This window comes from Streptomyces populi (genome assembly GCF_002911015.1).
Classification (GTDB): domain Bacteria; phylum Actinomycetota; class Actinomycetes; order Streptomycetales; family Streptomycetaceae; genus Streptomyces; species Streptomyces populi.
On the sequence record NZ_KZ626876.1, the window covers coordinates 1 to 18,561 of the forward strand.

Annotated in this window: 8 protein-coding genes; all 8 read left to right on the forward strand. The window is 73.6% G+C overall.

Features of this window, described 5'->3' with window-relative positions:
* The first annotated feature begins 12 nt into the window (after positions 1-12).
* The gene (locus CW362_RS20010) at positions 13-4,884 is read left to right on the forward strand and encodes an SDR family NAD(P)-dependent oxidoreductase (RefSeq protein WP_276313684.1); all 4,872 of its coding nucleotides are present in this window, start codon (positions 13-15) and stop codon (positions 4,882-4,884) included.
* Positions 4,885-4,976: 92 nt separating this feature from the next.
* On the forward strand, positions 4,977-10,640 hold the full coding sequence (locus tag CW362_RS20015; protein WP_103550875.1) for a type I polyketide synthase: 5,664 nt from the start codon (positions 4,977-4,979) through the stop codon (positions 10,638-10,640).
* Between the two features lie 160 nt (positions 10,641-10,800).
* Positions 10,801-12,012 (forward strand): hypothetical protein, encoded by a 1,212-nt coding sequence (locus CW362_RS20020; RefSeq protein WP_103550876.1) that lies wholly within the window; start codon positions 10,801-10,803, stop codon positions 12,010-12,012.
* Complete coding sequence (locus CW362_RS43365) at positions 12,009-12,809, forward strand: DUF6182 family protein (RefSeq protein ID WP_162684151.1); 801 nt, start codon at positions 12,009-12,011, stop codon at positions 12,807-12,809. The genes CW362_RS20020 and CW362_RS43365 overlap by 4 nt, the downstream gene beginning before the upstream one ends.
* Positions 12,788-14,404: a GH3 family acyl-acid amido synthetase gene (locus CW362_RS20025; RefSeq protein WP_162684152.1), complete on the forward strand. Its 1,617-nt coding sequence runs from the start codon at positions 12,788-12,790 to the stop codon at positions 14,402-14,404. The genes CW362_RS43365 and CW362_RS20025 overlap by 22 nt, the downstream gene beginning before the upstream one ends.
* A complete protein-coding gene (locus CW362_RS44635) occupies positions 14,401-16,746 on the forward strand; it encodes a phosphotransferase (protein ID WP_240657907.1) in 2,346 nt (781 codons plus the stop codon). Before CW362_RS20025 ends, CW362_RS44635 begins: the two co-directional genes overlap by 4 nt.
* A 1-nt stretch (position 16,747) precedes the next feature.
* Complete coding sequence (locus CW362_RS20035) at positions 16,748-17,614, forward strand: hypothetical protein (protein ID WP_103550878.1); 867 nt, start codon at positions 16,748-16,750, stop codon at positions 17,612-17,614.
* A 65-nt stretch (positions 17,615-17,679) separates the two neighbouring features.
* Positions 17,680-18,456, forward strand: a complete 777-nt coding sequence (locus tag CW362_RS20040) for a thioesterase II family protein (protein ID WP_103550879.1) — start codon at positions 17,680-17,682, stop codon at positions 18,454-18,456.
* Positions 18,457-18,561: the final 105 nt, after the last annotated feature.

An 18,561-nucleotide genomic window follows, 5' to 3' on the forward strand; every position in this document is an offset into this window, starting at 1 on the left:
GGGGCGGAACTGCTGAACCGGACCGCGTTCACGCAGCCGGCGTTGTTCACTTTGCACACCGCGTTGTTCCGGCTGCTGGAGTCGTTCGGTGTGCGGCCGGACCATCTGGTGGGGCATTCGATCGGTGAGCTGTCCGCGGCGCATGCCGCGGGGATGCTCTCCTTGGCGGATGCGGCCACGTTGGTCTTCCACCGGGCCCGTCTGATGCAGCAGATCACCACGCCCGGCACCATGCTCGCCCTCCAGGCCGGCGAGGAGATCGGGCAGGGTCTCGTGGCGGGGCGTGAGGACGTGGTCTCGCTCGCGGCGGTCAACGCGCCGGAGTCGACCGTCCTGTCCGGTGATCCCGAGGTCCTCGCGGACATCGCCGCACAGTTGGCGGAGCGGGGGATCAAGAGCAGGCGGCTCACCGTCAGCCACGCCTTCCACAGTCCGCACCAGAACCAGATCCTGGACGAGTTCCGCCGGATCGCGGCGAAGCTCACGTATCAGGCGCCGCGCATTCCCGTCGTCTCGACGCTCACCGGACTGCTCGCCGAGCAGGACCGGATCACGACCGCCGACTACTGGACCGAACAGCTGCGCCACACCGTCCGCCACGCCGATGCCGTCACCACCCTGCACGGGCTCGGCACCACCCGCTATCTCGAACTCACTCCCACTCCGACGCTGGCCACACTGGTCGCCGAGACCCTGGAGGAGAGCCCCGCGGCTCTGGTCCCGGTGCTGCGCCACGGACAGCCGGAGCACGGCGCCCTGCTGCGCGCCCTCGCGACCCTGCACACGAGCGGTGCCGACGTCGCCTGGTCGGCACTCCCCGGCCCTCGCTCCGCCGCTCTGCCCGAACTGCCCACGTACGCCTTCCAGCGCGAGCGTTACTGGCTCACGCCGCCCGCGCCGCGCGCCGATGTCACGCAGGCCGGGCTGGCGGGCACGCCGCATCCGCTGCTCGCGGCGGCCGTCGAACTGCCCGAGGGCGGCGGCTTCGTCCACACCGGGCGTATCGGCACGCTCACGCACCCCTGGCTCGCCGATCATGCGATCCACGGCACGACGCTGCTGCCCGGCACCGCCCTGCTCGATCTGGTGCTGCATGCCGCGCCGGACGGCGCGGGGGAGCACCCGGGCGTCGCGGAACTCGCGCTTCAGGCACCGCTGGTGCTGCCCGGCGAGCGCGGCGTCGACATCCGGGTGACCGTCCAGGAGGCGGACGAGTCCGGCCTGCGCGCCTTCGCCGTCCATTCGCGCCCGGCGCCCGTCGGCGACGACGCCTCCGGCCCGTCCTCCTGGACCCGGCACGCGAGCGGAGCCCTGGGACCCGCCGGGGCGCCCGACGCCGCGGACCGTGCACCGCAGTGGCCGCCCGCCGACGCGGCGCCGGTCGACCTGACGGACCTCTACCCCGCTCTGGCCCTGACCGGCTACGAGTACGGCCCCGACTTCCGGTTGCTGACCGCCGCGTGGCGCACGGACGACGACGTGTTCGCACAGGTCGAGCTGGGTGACGATGCCGCCGCCTCGGACGACGTGGACCGGTTCTCGGTGCACCCGGCGCTGCTCGACGCCTCGCTGCACGCCCTGCTGCGCAGCGGACTGCTCGCGGACGGGGTGTCCGGAACCGAGGCCTCGGGCACGCTGCTGCCCTTCTCCTGGGGCGACGTCGCCCTGCACGCGCTGGGCGCCACCGCGCTGCGGGTCCGGTTCACCCGGACCGGGCCGACCACCGTCCGCGTCGTCGCGAGCGATCCGTCCGGCGCCCTCATACTGACCGCAGGGGAACTGTCCCTGCGTCCCGTGGTGTTGGACCGGTTGAGCGACGGCTCCGGCACAGAGGCGGGCGGACCCCGGTCGCTGTACCACGTCGAGTGGTCCGCCACACCGGCAGCGGCACCGGTCGGCGCCGCGGCTCCGGACGCGCCGGAGCATTGGGCGCTCATCGGTCGGAGCCCCGTGCCCGATCCGGTCTCCACGCTGGCGGCTGAGGCGGTCGACATCCGCACGTACCCGAACCTCGACGCCCTGGTCCACGGCGTCGAGAACGGTGACCCGCACCCGTCCGTCGTGCTCGCCGATCTCGCTGCGCACGGAGCCGAACTTCCGGCGCACGAAGGAGAGCGGACGGGAGAGCACGAAGGAGGTGCGGCCGGCGCGCACGCCGTCGCCCGCCGCGCGCTCGCCCTCCTCACGTCCTGGCTCGACGCGCCCGCCCTCACCGTCGGCCGCCTGGTCCTCGTCACGCACGATGCGACGGCCGCGGCGACGGCGCCGGACGCACTCGGCCTGCCGCAGGCGACCGCGTGGGGCCTGGTGCGCAGCGCCCAGACCGAGAACCCGGGCTGCTTCACCCTCGTCGACATCGACGGCGACCCGTCCGACGGGTACGCCGCCCTGCCCGCCGCCCTGCGCACCGGCGAACCGCAACTCGCGGTGCGCGACGGCGAGGTGCTCGTACCGCGACTCGCTCGCACCGCGCAGGACGCCGACGTCCCGTGGCCCGCACCGGCCGACGTGGCCGAGCAGGCCGGGGCGGATCAGCGCGCCCCGCTCGGCACCGGTCAGGTGAGGATCGCGGTGCGCGCGGCCGGAGTCGATCTCCGCGCCCCGGTCCTCGCCCGCGACACACCGCCGGACCACGACATCCTCGGGCTCGAAGGCGCGGGTGTGGTGACCGAGACCGGCCCCGGCGTGTCCGATCTGGCCGTCGGCGACCGGGTGTTCGGCCTGCTCACCGGCAACTTCGGCCCCCAGGCCGTGGCGGAGCGGGACACCCTCGCCCGTATCCCGGCGGGCTGGACGTTCGCGCAGGCCGCGTCGGTGCCCGTCGCGTTCCTGACGGCCTATCACGCACTCGTCGAACTGGCCGCCGTCGTACCGGGCGAGCGGCTGCTGATCCACTCGGTGGCCGACGGCGTCGGCCTGGCGGCGGCGCAGCTCGCCCGGCACCGGGGCGCCGAGGTGTTCGGCACAGCGGGCCCCGGCGAATGGGCGGACCTCCGCGCACATGGGCTCGACGACACGCACCTCGCGCCGTCGCACACCCAGGAGTTCGCGGCCCGGTTCCGGGCCGCGACCGGCGGCGCCGGCGTGGACGTGGTACTCGACTGCCCGGCCGGAGACGCCGTGGACGCCTCGCTGCGGCTGCTGTCGTCCGGCGGCCGGTTCGTCGAGACGGGCAGGACCGACACCCCCGACTCCGAGGCGGTCGCCGCCCGGCACCCGGGCGTCGCCCACCGCTCGTTCGATCTGACGAAGCTGGAACCCGCGCACGTCGGCGCCATGCTGGGCGAGCTGACGGAGCTGTTCGAGCGCGGCGCGCTGCGTCCGCTCCCGGTCGCGGCGTGGGATGTGCGGCGCGCGCAGGACGCGTTCCGGCATCTGAGCCGGCCCCGGCACGTCGGCAAGGTCGTCCTCACCGTCCCGGCGCCGCTGGACCCCGAGGGGACCGTCCTGATCACCGGCGGCACGGGCGCGCTGGGCGGCAACGTGGCCCGCCACCTCGTCACCCGGCACGGCGTCAGACGACTGGTGCTCACCGGGCGGCGCGGCCCGGCCGCCGAGGGCGTGACCGAGATCGTCGCGGAACTGCGCGCGGCGGGCGCCGTCGAGGTGACCGTCGAGGCCTGCGACGCGGCGGACCGCACGGCGCTGGCGCGGGTCGTCGCCGCGGTCCCGGAGGCGCATCCACTGACCGCCGTGGTGCACGCCGCGGGCGTGCTCGACGACGCCCCGGTCGAAGCACTGACGCCGGAGCGGCTCGACACCGTGCTGCGGCCCAAGGCGGACGCGGCGTGGAATCTGCACGAACTCACCGCCCACGCCGACCTGTCGGCTTTCGTACTGTTCTCGTCCGTCGCCGGAGTGATCGGCCACGCGGGACAGGGCAACTACGCCGCCGCGAACGCCTTCCTGGACGGTCTGGCCGCATACCGCCGACACCGGTGCGGGCTGCCCGCGGTCGCCGCGGCGTGGGGCCCCTGGGAGCACGCCGCCGGCGGTATGACGCAGGCGTTGAGCACGACCGACCTGAACCGGATGGCACGCACCGGCGTACTGCCCCTATCCACCGACGAGGGCCTCGCCCTCTTCGACGCCACGCGCGACGCGGCGGTACCGGCCGTGGTGCCGGTACGGCTCGACCTCGCGGCCCTGGCCGAAAGCGCCGGTGGTGCCGGTGGTGCCGGGAGAGCGGGGGACGTCGCCGAGGTGCCGCTGCTGTTCCGGCACGTCGTACCGGCCCGGCCCGTGCGGCGTCTGCCGCAGGCCGCCGCAACGGCTGACGGCGCCCGCCTCCCGGCACCGCGGCGGGCCGCGGTGGACGCGGGACCGGACCTGGCCCGGCGCGTGGCCGAACTGCCGACCGAGGCCGCGCGACGAGGGATGCTGCTGGAACTGGTCCAGGACAGCGCCGCGGCGGTCCTGGGACACGCGACCGCGGCGACGGTGGACCCGGAGCGGAGATTCAAGGAGCTGAGCTTCGACTCGCTCACCGCGTTGGAGCTGCGCAACCGGCTCGGTGCCGTCAGCGGTCTGCGGCTCCCCGGCACACTGATCTTCGACCACCCGACGCCCTTGGCCGTGGCCGACTTCCTCTACACGCGGCTGGCCCCGCAGACCCCGCAGACCCCGCAGACGGCGACGTCCGACAGCCTGGCGGTCCTCGCCGAACTGGAACGGCTGGTGGACACGGCGATCGCCGCCGACGCGGACGAGGCGACACTCACCCGGTTCACCGTCCGCCTCGAGGACCTGCTCGTGTGGCTGCACGGCCGGCAGGAAGCGGGCCGGCCGGGCGCCGAGGACGCCGCCGGGGCCACCGACCGATTCGAGTCGGCCAGCGACGACGAGATCTTCGACTTCATCGACAACGAACTCGGACTGACCTGACGGTCCGCCCAGTCCGACTCCGCCACGCCGCGCGGTCGGTCCCACCGGACCGGCCGCGCGATGCAGAACACGCAGAAGGCGCAGGTTCCTCCATGCCAGCGAACGACGACAAGCTCCGCGACTACCTCAAGCGGGTCACCGCCGACCTGCACCAGACGCGCCTGCGCATCAGGGACATCGAGGCACGCAAGCGGGAACCGATCGCGATCGTCGGCATGGCATGCCGTTATCCGGGCGGCGTGACGGACCCGGAGCAGCTGTGGGAGCTGGCCGCCGGGGGAATCGACGCGGTGAGCGGATTCCCCTCGGGACGTGGCTGGGACCTGGAGGGGCTCTACGACCCGGACCCGGACGCCGAGGGCAAGGTGTACGTCCGGGAGGGAGGTTTCCTGCACGACGCCGGACAGTTCGACGCGCCGTTCTTCGGCATCAGCCGCCGTGAAGCCCTGGCGATCGACCCCCAGCAGCGCCTTGTGCTGGAGACCTCCTGGGAGGCGGTGGAGCGGGCCGGCATCGATCCGCTGAGCCTCGCCGGGAGCCGGGCGGGCGTGTTCGTCGGCGTGATGCCGCAGGAGTACGGGCCGCGCCTGTACGAGGCGACGGGGCAGGGAGTCAGCGGTCACCTGCTGACCGGCACCACGACCAGCGTCCTGTCCGGCCGGATCGCCTACACGCTGGGCCTGGAGGGCCCGGCGGTCACGCTCGACACCGCGTGCTCCTCCTCGCTGGTCGCCATGCATCTGGCGACGCAGGCGCTGCGCTCGGGCGAGTGCGAGGTGGCGCTGGCCGGCGGCGTGACGGTGATGGCGAACCCCGGCACCTTCGTGGAGTTCAGCCGGCAGCGGGGCCTGGCGCCGGACGGCCGCTGCAAGTCGTTCGCGGCGGCGGCGGACGGTACGGCGTGGGGCGAGGGTGTGGGCATGCTGGTGCTCGAGCGTCTCGGTGACGCGCGGCGCAACGGGCGTCGTGTGCTTGCGGTGATCCGTGGTTCGGCGGTCAATCAGGACGGTGCGAGCAATGGTCTGACCGCGCCGAACGGTCCGTCGCAGCAGCGGGTGATCCGGCAGGCCCTGGCCGATGCGGGGCTCGAGGCCGCCGATGTCGACGCCGTGGAGGCGCACGGGACGGGAACGGCGCTCGGTGACCCGATCGAGGCGCAGGCGTTGCTGGCCACCTACGGGCAGGAGCGGTCGGAGGGTCGTCCGTTGTGGCTCGGTTCGCTGAAGTCGAACATCGGGCACACGCAGGCGGCGGCGGGTGTGGGTGGTGTGATCAAGATGGTGATGGCGATGCGGGGCGGGGTGCTTCCCAGGACCCTGCATGTGGATGAGCCTTCGCCGCATGTGGACTGGGAGGCGGGTGAGGTCAGGCTGTTGACCGGTCCGGTCGTCTGGGAGGCGGGGGAGCGGCCGCGTCGTGCCGCCGTGTCGTCGTTCGGGATCAGTGGTACCAACGCGCACCTGATCCTCGAAGAGCCTCCGGTCAAGGAGCGGATCGCGTACGAGGCCGAAGCCGATTCCACAGACCCCGCCGTATGGCTGGTCTCCGCGAAAAGCCCCGACGCACTGCGCGCGCAGGCCGACCGCCTGACGGAGTTCCTCGCAGCCCGTCCGCGGACCGGCACCGGTCACCTCGCCCGCGCGCTCGCGACGACCCGGTCGCAGTTCGAGCAGCGCGCCGCCCTCATCGGCGCCGATCGTGCCGGACTGACCGAGGCGCTGTCGGCGCTCGCGTCGGGTGCCGGGCATCCCATGGTGGTGCGTGGTCGGGCCACGGCGGGCAGGACCGCGTTCCTGTTCTCCGGTCAGGGCAGTCAACGTCCGGGTGCGGGGCGGGAGTTGTATGCGGCGTATCCTGTGTTCGCCGCTGCCGTGGATGAGGCGTGTGCGGTCTTCGATCCGCTGCTGGGCCGCTCGCTGCGCGAGGTCATGTTCGCGGGGCCGGGGTCGGACGGGGCGGAACTGCTGAACCGGACCGCGTTCACGCAGCCGGCGTTGTTCACTTTGCACACCGCGTTGTTCCGGCTGCTGGAGTCGTTCGGTGTGCGGCCGGACCATCTGGTGGGGCATTCCATCGGTGAGCTGTCCGCGGCGCATGCCGCGGGGATGCTCTCCTTGGCGGATGCGGCCACGCTGGTCTTCCACCGGGCCCGTCTGATGCAGCAGATCACCACGCCCGGCACCATGCTCGCCCTCCAGGCCGGCGAGGAGATCGGGCAGGGTCTCGTGGCGGGGCGTGAGGACGTGGTCTCGCTCGCGGCGGTCAACGCGCCGGAGTCGACCGTCCTGTCCGGTGATCCCGAGGTCCTCGCGGACATCGCCGCACAGTTGGCGGAGCGGGGGATCAAGAGCAGGCGGCTCACCGTCAGCCACGCCTTCCACAGTCCGCACCAGGACCAGATCCTGGACGAGTTCCGCCGGATCGCGGCGGGACTTGCGTATCAGGCGCCGCGCATTCCCGTCGTCTCGACGCTCACCGGACTGCTCGCCGAGCAGGACCGGATCACGACCGCCGACTACTGGACCGAACAGCTGCGCCACACCGTCCGCCACGCCGACGCCGTCACCACCCTGCACGGGCTCGGCACCACCCGCTATCTCGAACTCACCGCGCACCCCACACTCGCGCCGCTGGTCGCCGAGACCCTGGAGGACGTGTCCGCCGCTCCCGCGGCGCTCGTGCCGGCGCTGCGTGCCGGGCAGCCCGAGCCCGACACATTCCTCAGGGCCCTTGCGACCCTGCACGTGACCGGGACGCCGGTCACCTGGTTCGCCGACCACGCCGAGGCGGACGCCGACCATGCCGATGCCGCCGACGGCCGCGGACACGAGCGCGGCAGGGCCACGGTCCCGCACCTCGACCTGCCCACCTACCCCTTCCAGCACGAGAACTACTGGCTGACGGCCCCGTCCTCGGGTACCGGCCCCGGCGCCGGGGCCGACGCGCTGCCGCACCCGATGCTGTCGCAGCGCACGGACCTCCCCGGCGGGGGCGGCGTCCTGTTCTCCGGCCGCCTCGCGCCTGGCACGGACCCGTGGCTGCCCGACCACGCCGTCATGGGCACCCTGCTGCTGCCCGGCACCGGATTCGTGGAACTGGCGCTGGAGGCCGCGCGCGCGGTCGGCGCGGGCCGCGTCGAAGAACTCGTCCTGCGCGCCCCGATGGTGTTCCCGGGCGGCCGGGCCCGCGACCTCCAGGTGTGGGTCGCACCCGACCAGGGCGGCGAGCGTGAACTGCTGATCCGCACGCGTACGCCGGGCGAGGAGTGGACGCTGCACGCCACCGGCGTCGTGACCGCCTCCCGCGTGGACACCGACGGCTTCACGCCCGACTGGACCGGCGCGGTGTGGCCGCCCGCGGGCGCGGAACGGATCCCCGGTGACACGCTCTACCCGGACCTCGCCGAGCGCGGCTACGAGTACGGCCCCGCCTTCCGGTCGGTCAAGGCGCTGTGGCGGCGCGGCGACGATCTGTTCGCGGAGGTCGTGCTGCCCGAGGACCAGCCCTACGGCTTCGGCGCCCACCCGGCTCTGCTGGACGCCTCGTTGCACGCCCTGCCCATCACCCGCAGCTTCTACGAGACCGACGACGAGGTGCGCCTGCCCTTCTCCTTCGGCGGCGTCAGCCTCTTCGCCACGGACGTGCGGCGCGTCCGCGTACGGCTGCGCCCGCGGCCGGAGGCGACCTCGGTGTGGATCACGGACGCCGCCGGAACCCCGGTCCTCGCCATGGAATCGCTGATCCTGCGCGCCGTGGAGCGCGCACAGCTCCAGGCGGCCGAAGGGGCCGTCGGACAGGCCGTGAGCTTCGCCGTGCGGTGGGAGCCGCTGAGCGAGGCGCGGATCGCCGAGCGCGTGCCCGGCACCTGGCTGCTCTTCGGCACCGCACGCCCCGGACTCGCCGAGCTGTTCGAGCACGTCCTCACGCCCACCGAATGGGATGCGTCGGCCTCGACACCGGTCGAAGGCGTGCTCGTCTGCCCCGCCGACGCCTCCGAACTGCTCGCCGCGCTGCGGGAGACCGAGCGGCTCGACGCGCCGGTCTGGTGCGTGACCAGCGGCGCGGTCGGCGTCGGTGTCGACGACCCGGCGACGGACGTGGCCGCGGCGGGCGCCTGGGGGCTCGGCCGGGTCGCCGCCCTCGAACTCCCTTCGCGCTGGGCCGGACTCGTCGACATTCCGGAGACGGCCGACCTCGGGACGGCCGCCCCCGGAACGGCTGACGACAACGCCGGGCGGACCACCGCACGTCTGCTTGCCGGCGTGCTCACCGGCGATGGCGCCGAGGACCAGCTCGCGGTGCGCGACGGGCGCCTGTGGGCCCGCCGGCTCGGCACCGCACCCGCGGCCGACGCGGGAACCTGGCAGCCCAAGGGCACCGTCCTGATCACCGGCGGAACCGGCGGCCTGGGCGCGCACGTGGCCCGCCGCCTGGCCGCCCTCGGCACGGCCGACCGCCTGGTGCTGCTCTCCCGCCGCGGCGCCGAGTCACCCGGTGCCGCCGAACTCCTGGCAGAACTCGGCGAATCGGGCGTCCGGGCCGAAGCCGTGGCGATCGACATCACCGACCGCACGGCCGTCACGCAACTGCTCTCCCGTCTCGATGCCGAGGACAACCCGGTGCGTACGGTCGTCCACGCCGCCGGCGTGATCCGGTACGCGCGCATCGCGGACGTCGACCCCGAGGCTTTCGAGACCGACATGGCGGCGAAGGTGAACGGCGCGCTGTTGCTCGACGAACTGCTGCCCGACGCCGACGAGTTCGTCATGTTCTCCTCCATCGCCGGGATCTGGGGCGCCGCGGACCAGGCCGCCTACGCCGCAGGCAACGCCTGCCTCGACGCGCTCGCCCGCCGACGCCGCGAGCGGGGCGCGTCCGCCGTCTCCATCGCCTGGGGGCCCTGGTCGGGCGGCGGCATGGTCACCGAGTACGAGGACCGGGAACTGCGCAAGCGCGGGCTGCTCCCGCTCGCCGTGCCCAGCGCCATCGAAGCGCTCGAGCGCGCCGTGCCGGGCGACACCGACCCGGTCGTGGTGGACGTGGCCTGGTCGCGCTTCCTGCCCGCGTTCACCGTCCTTCGCCCCAGCCCGCTGCTCAGCGGCTTCGCGCCCGCGGACACGGCGGGCGGCGGCCGGGACGCCGCACCCGCCGCCCTCCCCGGCGCGGGCACGACCGCGGGCGCGCTGAAGAACCGGGTGGGCGCGCTGCCCGAGGACGAGCGGCTGCCCGTACTGCTCGACGTCGTGCGCACCCACGTGGCGCAGCTCATCGGGCAGGGCGACCCGCAGCAGGTGCAGGCCGACCGGGCGCTGCGGGAACTCGGCTTCGACTCGATGATGTCCGTGGAGCTGCGGAACAGGCTCGGCGAACTCGTCGGCGCCCGGCTGCCGGCCACGCTGGCGTTCGACCACCCCACGCCCGAGTCGCTCGCCGAGCGACTGCTCACGGAACTGGACCTCGACGAAGCCCCCGCCGACGACGGTCCGGTCCTCGAGGACTTCGACCGCCTTGAGGCCAAGGTGCTCTCGCCGTTCACACCGGCAGACACCCGGGCCGCGCTCGCCACCCGTCTCTCCGCGCTCCTGGACCGGCTCTCCGGCACGGGCACCGGAGCCGGGGGAGTCGGCAGGAGCGCCGGCACCGATGCCGACGACCTGGAGACGGCGAGCGCGAGCGACCTCATGCAGTTCCTCGACGCCGAATACGGGGCCTCCGACGGGACGGCGTCCGACTCGTCCCGGCCGACCACGTCGTGACCGCTGTCGATTCGAACACGGCGCGCGCCACGGCCCACGCGGCGCGCGCCGCGACCGGCACATCCTGCGCCGCGACCGGCACGTCGCGCGCCGCGCACGACCTCGTCCGCCCGACCGCCCGGCCGCGGCAGGCATCGACAGGAGTCGACAGGAGCCACCCATGAGCACCACCCTGCGCACCTCGAGCACCGTACGCACCCCGAGCACTGCACGAACCGCGACGACCGGCCCGCGCACACCCGCGAGCCGCGCACACCGCGCGCATCCCGACGCCCGCCGCGCCGCGAGGGAGTTCGTGATCGCCCCGGTGACGATCACCCCCACCAAGCCGCTGACCCCCACCCACGTCAAAGGCCTGCTGTGGGCCGACGCCCTGTTCAAGGCGACGGCCACCCTCGGCCCCACCACCCTGGTCTGGAATCCGCGGATGTCCACGCTGACGACCCAGACCACGGCGTTCTGGAACCACCTGGACCGCACGGAACCGGACACCGACTGGTCCGGCGAGGACGAGACCGCGATCGGCCGGCGCTACGTCGAGTTCCACCGCGGCCGCCCGACGATCGACGCGCGCGCACTCGACCCCTACTTCGCCCGGATCGAGCGGGACGGCTGGATCCATCCGGCCTCCCACCGCCTGCTGGAGCTGTGGCGCACCGAACTCGACCTGCTGCACGTGCGCGACCCCGGCCTGACCGACACCCGCCCGCTGACCTGGTCGGAGCGGCGTGCCCTGGCGGCCCTCGCGGACCGCGGGCTGCTCATCGACCACAGGCCGCACGGCGGGCCCGTCTACCTGGACGGCGCCCGCTGGGGCGTGCCGATCCGGCAGATCGTCTCGGCGGACGGCCACGCGAACTACCTGCTGCCGATCCTGCGCTCGCTGCTGCCCGCCGTCGCGCCGGGCAGGCTCTTCCTCCTGCTCTTCGACGAAGGGCTCGCCGTCGACTACCTGCTCCTTGACCGGATCCTGGCCGAGTTCGGCGCCGACACCACCAGGCTCCCGCTCAGCCGGGTGCCGATCGGCGGCAAGGTCGTCTCCAGCAAGTACGGCGGGTGGACCGGGTCGACGCTCTCGGACCTGTCGGCCATCTCCGGGTCGGCGGACGCGGACGCCTACCGGCTCGGCATGCGCCTCTACTTCGTCGGTCTGCTCGACCGGCAGTGCAGCCAGTCCTTCCGGGTCGACCTGCTGCGCCGCTGCGTCGGGCGCGCGGCCCGGATCCTGGCCCTGGGGCCGCCGGACGAACGGGAGGACCCGGTGCTGCCGCTCAGCCCGCACGGCTATGCCGACCCGCACCGCCTGGCCTGCTCGCTGCTCGGACGGCGCCCGGCGCCGCTGCCCGCCCTGTTGCGCGAGGTGCTCGTATGACCGGACGGACCGCACCCCGCGTGAGCGACCCCGCACTCACGGACATCGACGTCCAGGACATCGACGTCCCGGACGTCGAAGACCCGGATGGTTCGCTCCAGACGTTGCTGCAAGCCTCCGCGGCGGCCCGCCTGGCCCGCCTCGACGACCAACCGGGACACCACTTCCACACCGTGGCGGTCGTGGTGGACACCCTGACCCCGCAGTCGTTCGTCCGCGGCGTCCTCGACTTCGCGCTCTCGCTCCCCGAGCAGCCGGCCGACGCATGGCTGCGGACGTTCACCCGCACGATCTTCCTGGCGGGCCGGCCCGCCACGGTGGCGGCCCGGTTCCCGGACGGGTACGCGACCCCCGACAACGCGCTGAGCTGGTACGGCCCGGTGCCGACGGCGCAACTGAAGAACCTGGCACGGCTGTTGCGCGCCTTCACGGCTCCGGCTCCGGCCCCCGCGCCGGAGCCGTTCACCGTGCGGCTGCCCGGCCCCGACACCGGATTCCGGGCCGAGGCGGTGATGGCGACCGCGGACGTCACCGTCGTGGACTACCTCGTCCACACCCATCACCTCTTCGCCGAGGCCGCGCTGCGCGGTCTGGTCCGTCCCGGCGACACCGTGCACGTGACGCACCGCCCGGCGCTCGACGCACCGCGGCTGCGCGCCGCGCTCGACCCGGCCCGCGCCCACCGCGTCGAGAGCCGGATCACGCACGACACCGCCCACCCCGAGCGGCTCCGCCTGTACGGGGCCCTCTTCTCCGACCGCGCTGGAGGGAAAGCTTGCACACCGAACGCATTCTGACCGAACACCACAGGTTCCTCGCCACGCTCGACCATCCCGAGCAGACCCAGCAGACGGTCCTCGCGGAACTCCTCGCGGCGAACGGTGCGACGAGCTACCTGCGCGAGCACGGTCTGAACGAGCGAAGCGGCGCCGAGGAGTTCCGCAAGGCCCTGCCGATCCGCACGCAGAGCGCGTTCGGTCCCTGGATCGAGCGGGCGATTGCCGGCGAGGACGGGGTCCTGACCGCCGAGCGGCCGGTCGCGTTCTTCTCCTCCAGCGGCAGCACCGGCCGGGAGAAGCGCATCCCGGTCACGCCCACCTACATGAAACGCTGCTTCCTGCCCTTCTACCACGCCAGTTTCGCCGTCCTGCTCGGCGCGTTCCCCGACCTCGCCGCGGACCCCGGCGGCGTGCTGAACCTGTGGCGCGATCCGACCTCGCCGCACGCGCGCACCGCCGACGGCCGGCCGCATCTGGGCCCCAGCCAGATCGACCACCGGCTCTTCGGCGAGGGCGGCGGGCCGGAGGACGGCGCCGCCTGGGCCACGATCCCCGAGCAGCTCTCCGACGCCGACCCATGGGAGCGGGCGTACCTTCAGCTGCGGCTCGCCGCCGAACGGGACATCAAGGTCCTGATCGGCGTCAACCCGGCCCTGATCGCCGGGCTGCCCTACCAACTGGCCGCCCAGTGGCCCCGGATCGTCGAGGAGATCGCCCGCGGCACGGTCGGCGGAGTGCCGCACACCACGCCCGATCCGCGGCGCGCCGAGCAGATCGCGCGCCGCGCCGACGAGTACGGCGCCCTGGACCCGTACCACCTGTGGCCCAACCTCCGGGCCGCCGTCGCGTGGAACAGCGCCCTCGCCTCGCTCTACCTGCCGCGCGTGCGCGAACGCTACGGTCCCGGCGTACGCCTGTTCGCCGCGCCGATCGGATCCTCGGAGGGCCCGGTCGCCGTCCCCGTCGACGACCATCCCAACGCCGCCCCGCTCTATCTGCCCGGCTGCTACTTCGAGTTCGCCGACGCCGCCGAGCCGATCCGCGAGGACAGCCCGACCGTGACCGCCGCCGAACTCGAACCCGGCCGCGACTACCACCTCGTACTCAGCCACATCGGCGGCCTGTACCGGTGCGCCGTCAACGACGTCGTGCACGTCGTCGACCACGTCGGGCGTACGCCGCGCATCTCCTACACCGGACGTGACGTGCTGCGCACGGCCGGCGGCGTGGACCTGACGGAACGCGCGGTGGTCCGCGCCCTGGCCGGCGCCCTGGCCGACACCGGGGCGGAGCTGCGCAACGCGACGGTCGAGACCGGCACGGACCGGTTCCGCGCGGCGATCGCCTCCGCACTGCCGGGACCGCTGCCCGCCGGTTTCGCGACGCTGCTGGACAAGCACCTGGGCGAGACCGCCGACGGATACCGCGCGGCGCGCGACGCCGGAGCCCTGGCCCCCGTCGAGGTGCTCCAGGTGCACCAGGACGCCTTCCAGCGCGAGTGGGAGCACGCGATCCGCTCCGGCCAGCGCCGCACCCGCGTCAAGGACAGGATCTTCCAGCCCACGCCCGACAGCTGGGCGCGGATCACCGCCGACGAAAGGGCACACGCGTGACCGACGACGCGATACCGGGCCGTGGCCGGTACACCGAACAGGCCCGCGCAGCGCGGCTGGCATGGCTGCTCGCCCGGACCGGCGCGACCCTCGATTCCGCCGCACACACGGCGATCGAGGCCGCGTCGCTGACCGGGAACCTGGAGAACTTCGCCGGATCGGTCGAGGTCCCGGTGGGGCTGGCCGGACCGCTGCAATTCCGCGGCCAGGGCGTCCAGGAAGCCGTCGTCGCGCCGATGGCCACCACCGAGGGCGCGCTCGTCGCCTCCGCCTCGCGCGGCGCACGCGCCCTGAGCCTGGCCGGCGGAGTGTCCACCCGGGTGCTCTCCCAGCGGATGAGCCGCGCCCCCGCCTTCGAGTTCGACGACCTGGCCGGCGCCGCCCGTTTCAGCCGCTGGCTCGGCACCCGCCGCCCGCAGCTGGAGGACCAGGTCCGGCTGGTCTCGCAGCACGCCCGGCTGGTCGCGGTCGATCCGTACCAGATCGGCCGCTACCTGCACGTGCGGTTCGTCTTCGAGACCGCGGACGCGGCCGGACAGAACATGACCACCGCGGCCACCTGGCAGATCTGCACCTGGCTGAACGAGGTGCTCGCCGACGAGCCCGGGCTGCGACCGCGCAACACGCTGCTCGAAGGCAACCTGAGCAGCGACAAGAAGGTCAGCTCGGTCTCGCTGCTGGCCGGCCGCGGCACCCGGGTCACCGCCGAGTGCGTCATCCCGGGCGACGTGGTCGCCTCGGTCCTGAAGACCACCCCGGCGGCGATCGCCCGCGGACACCGGGTCGCCGTCATCGGAGCCCAGCAGGCCGGCATGACCGGGTACGGCATCAACGCGGCCAACGTGATCGCCGCGCTGTTCGTGGCCACCGGACAGGACATCGCCTGCGTGCACGAGTCCGCTGTGTCCGTGCTCTCCTTCGACTCCGACGGCGACGACCTGATCGCGACGCTCCTGCTGCCGAACCTCGTGATCGGCACCGTCGGCGGCGGCACCGGCCTGCCCGACCAGCGCGACTGGCTCGGCGTCCTCGGATGCCGTGGCGAAGGCGGCACGGCCCGGCTGGCCGAGATCATCGCCGGCTTCGCCCTGGCGCTCGACGTGTCGACCGCGTCGGCCCTGGTCAGCGGCCAGTTCGCCGATGCGCACCGGCGGCTGGGCCGGGCCCGGCGGGTGGACTGGCTGCGCGCCGACGACCTCGGCCCCGGCCTCCTCCAGCCGGCCATGGCCGAGCGGCTCGACAGCCCCCGGCTGCGCGTCACCGACGTCGTACGGGCGCCGGCGATGGTCGGCGACGGCATCTCCACCGAACTCGGCGCCCTCGGCGAACGGCGCAAGCTGACCGGCGTCATCCCCATGACCGTGAGCTGGACCGAGGACGACGGCCCGCGGACCACCGCCGAACTGGTGGCGAAGGCCAAACCGCGCGGCGAGGAGATCGCCGCCGGCATCGGCCGGATCGCCTCGCTGTGCGGCCCCGAGGTGTCCTCGGCCTGGGAGACCTGGGGCGGCGGCAGCGACTTCCCTGCCGCCCACCGGCGCGAACTGGCCGTCTTCCGGCGGCCCGAAGGCGTACTGACCAGCCTGCTCCCGGTCTGCTACGGCATCATCGAGGACGAGGCGCGCGAAGCGTACGTGATCCTCATGGAACGCCTGGACATCACGACCGGGCCGTGGAGCCGCACCGACGTGGACCGCGCGCTGCGCGCCATCGCCCCCGTGCACGGGCACTGGCTCGGACGCGACCAGCAGATCCTGGCCGAGGGCTGGCTGTACCGCGACGGCACGACCGCCCACCTCGTCAAGGCACGCGAACTGTGGGAGGCGCTGGTCCGCCACAACGCCGCGGAACTGCCCGAACTGATGACGCCGCAGCGCACCAGGACGGCGCTCGCGGCGGCGGCCGAGGCGGAGTTCTGGGTGCAGGAGATGGACGCGATGCCCCGCACACTCGTCCACAACGACTTCAACCCCCGCAACATCAGCCGACAGGGCGAGCGCGTCACCGCCTACGACTGGGAACTGGCCACCGTCGCAGTGCCCCAGCGCGACCTGGCCGAACTGCTGGCCTTCACCCTCACCCCGCACAGCACCACCGACGAGGTCGACCACCACCTGGAGGTGCACCGCGCCGCGGTCGCCGCCGCGGCCGGACCGGACGCGACCGTGCCGCAGCCGGAACAGTGGCGGCGCGGCTACGGGCTCGCGCTGCGTGAGATGCTCCTGAGCCGCCTCCAGCTGTACACCGCCGCGCACAGCCACCGGGAACTGCCGTTCCTCCCGGCCGTGCTGGACACCACGTTCCACCTGTGGAACCTGGAAGCCGCCCGGGACGGTGAGTGAGATGCGGGCCGCCTTGGTGGGCATCGACGGCACCGGCAAGACGACGGTGGCGCGGCTGCTGAGCACCGTGCCCGGCGTTTCCGTCGTCCACGCGATCCGCGCGCACGACGACCCGGACAGCCCCGAGGCGACGCGCTCCCTGCACCTGGCGCGGGCGTCCGCCGCCGCGGACCTGATCGGCAGTTCGCCGCTGAAGGTCGCGGTGCTCTATCTGCAACTGTGCCAGTACGCCCCGGCCGAGCGCCGCGCCACGCAGCGTGGCGCGATCGTCCTGGCGGACAGGCACCCGCTGGTCGACCCCCTCGTCTATCTGCCGATGTTCGCGCGGATCGCGGGCGATCCCGATCCCGGCGACGCCGTCCGGCGCTGGTGGGCGGAGCAGGGTCCGGAGACCGCGCGCGAGGTGCGGGACTGGCTGGAAGCCTGCTCGGGCGGTACGGATCCGTGGGCGCTCGGCCTGGACCTGCTGCGGCTCGCCGCCGCGCCCCGCGAGGAACTGGCGCAGCGCCTGGCCGACATGTTCTCGACCGCCCCGCCGGACGTCGTGGTACGGCTCCACCTTCCGGTCGACGAGGCACTGCGGCGCACCCGCAGCCGCCGGAACGGCACCGAACTGCACGAGGACGCCCGGCTGCTCACCGGGCTCGCCCACGCCTACGACGACGTGCTCGACCGGCTCTCCGGCCGCGTCACGGTGCACCGGGTCGACTGCGTCGGCCGCGACGCGACGTCCGTCGCCGACGAGGTGGCCGGCCTGCTGGGAGTGGACACACAGGCTCGGGCGCCGGTGACAGGGCCGGCGCGTCCGAGCCGGGTCGTGGAGCAGCACACCGCGGTCACCGAACCGGGGGCCGCGGTCGCCCACTGACGCACCCACCGCCGCGGGCGACCTCCGCCTCGGCGCTTCGCCTTCCGCACTCTGGAGAAACCTTGATGTACGCCCCGACCCCGAAACCGTCCACGGACCGGCAGGCGTGGCTGCGCCGTTACGCGAACGCCCCGGACGCCCGCCACCGGCTCGTCTGCCTGCCGCACGCGGGCGGTTCCGCCAGCTTCTACATGCCGCTCGCGCGTGCCCTGGCCCCGGAGATCGACATCGTCGCCGTCCAGTACCCGGGGCGGCAGGACCGCAGGGCCGACCCGTTCCCCGCCACGCTGCAAGACCTCGCCGCCCATGTCGCCGAGGCGCTGTGCGGGGAACCGGCCGTACCGACGGCGTTCTTCGGGCACAGCATGGGGGCGGCGGTGGCCTTCGAGGTCATCCGCCTCCTCGAAGACTCCCCGACGCCCGTGACGGCGCTCTTCGCGTCTGGCCGCGGCGCTCCGCCGGTCAACCGCGGCGAGCGGGTGCACGCCATGTCGCAGGAAGACGTGCTGGCCGAACTGCGCGGCCTGGAGGGCACGGACAGCCGGATGTTCGACGATCCCGAGATCATCGAGATGATCATGCCCCCGCTGCGCAACGACTACCGCCTCATCGAGACCTACCGCTACGTGCCCGGCCCGCCCGTGGCCTGTCCGATCCGCGGATTCCTCGGCGCGCAGGACCCGAAGGTCGACGAGGGCGAGATGAAGCTGTGGGCCGACCACACCGCCGGTTCGTTCGACCTGACACTGCTGCCGGGCGGCCACTTCTACCTGGTGCAGCACCAGCCTGAGATCGTCGAGGCGATCCGCAACACCTTGCTGGTCGCCCCTCCGTACGTGTGATGGGGCGGTGGGCGGGTGCCGGCGGGACTTCGCGGCGCCAGGAGCGGCCGAAGCGGGAGTGCGGGCGGGCCCGGTGGACGAGACGCTCCTGCTCCAGTTTGCCGA

What these genes read in the sequence shown, in the direction of transcription:
- CW362_RS20040 (WP_103550879.1), top strand. Translation starts at nt 17,680, where the DNA reads ATGTACGCCCCGACCCCGAAACCGTCCACGGACCGGCAGGCGTGGCTG.
- CW362_RS43365 (WP_162684151.1), top strand. Translation starts at nt 12,009, where the DNA reads ATGACCGGACGGACCGCACCCCGCGTGAGCGACCCCGCACTCACGGAC.
- CW362_RS20020 (WP_103550876.1), top strand. Translation starts at nt 10,801, where the DNA reads ATGAGCACCACCCTGCGCACCTCGAGCACCGTACGCACCCCGAGCACT.
- CW362_RS20015 (WP_103550875.1), top strand. Translation starts at nt 4,977, where the DNA reads ATGCCAGCGAACGACGACAAGCTCCGCGACTACCTCAAGCGGGTCACC.
- CW362_RS20035 (WP_103550878.1), top strand. Translation starts at nt 16,748, where the DNA reads ATGCGGGCCGCCTTGGTGGGCATCGACGGCACCGGCAAGACGACGGTG.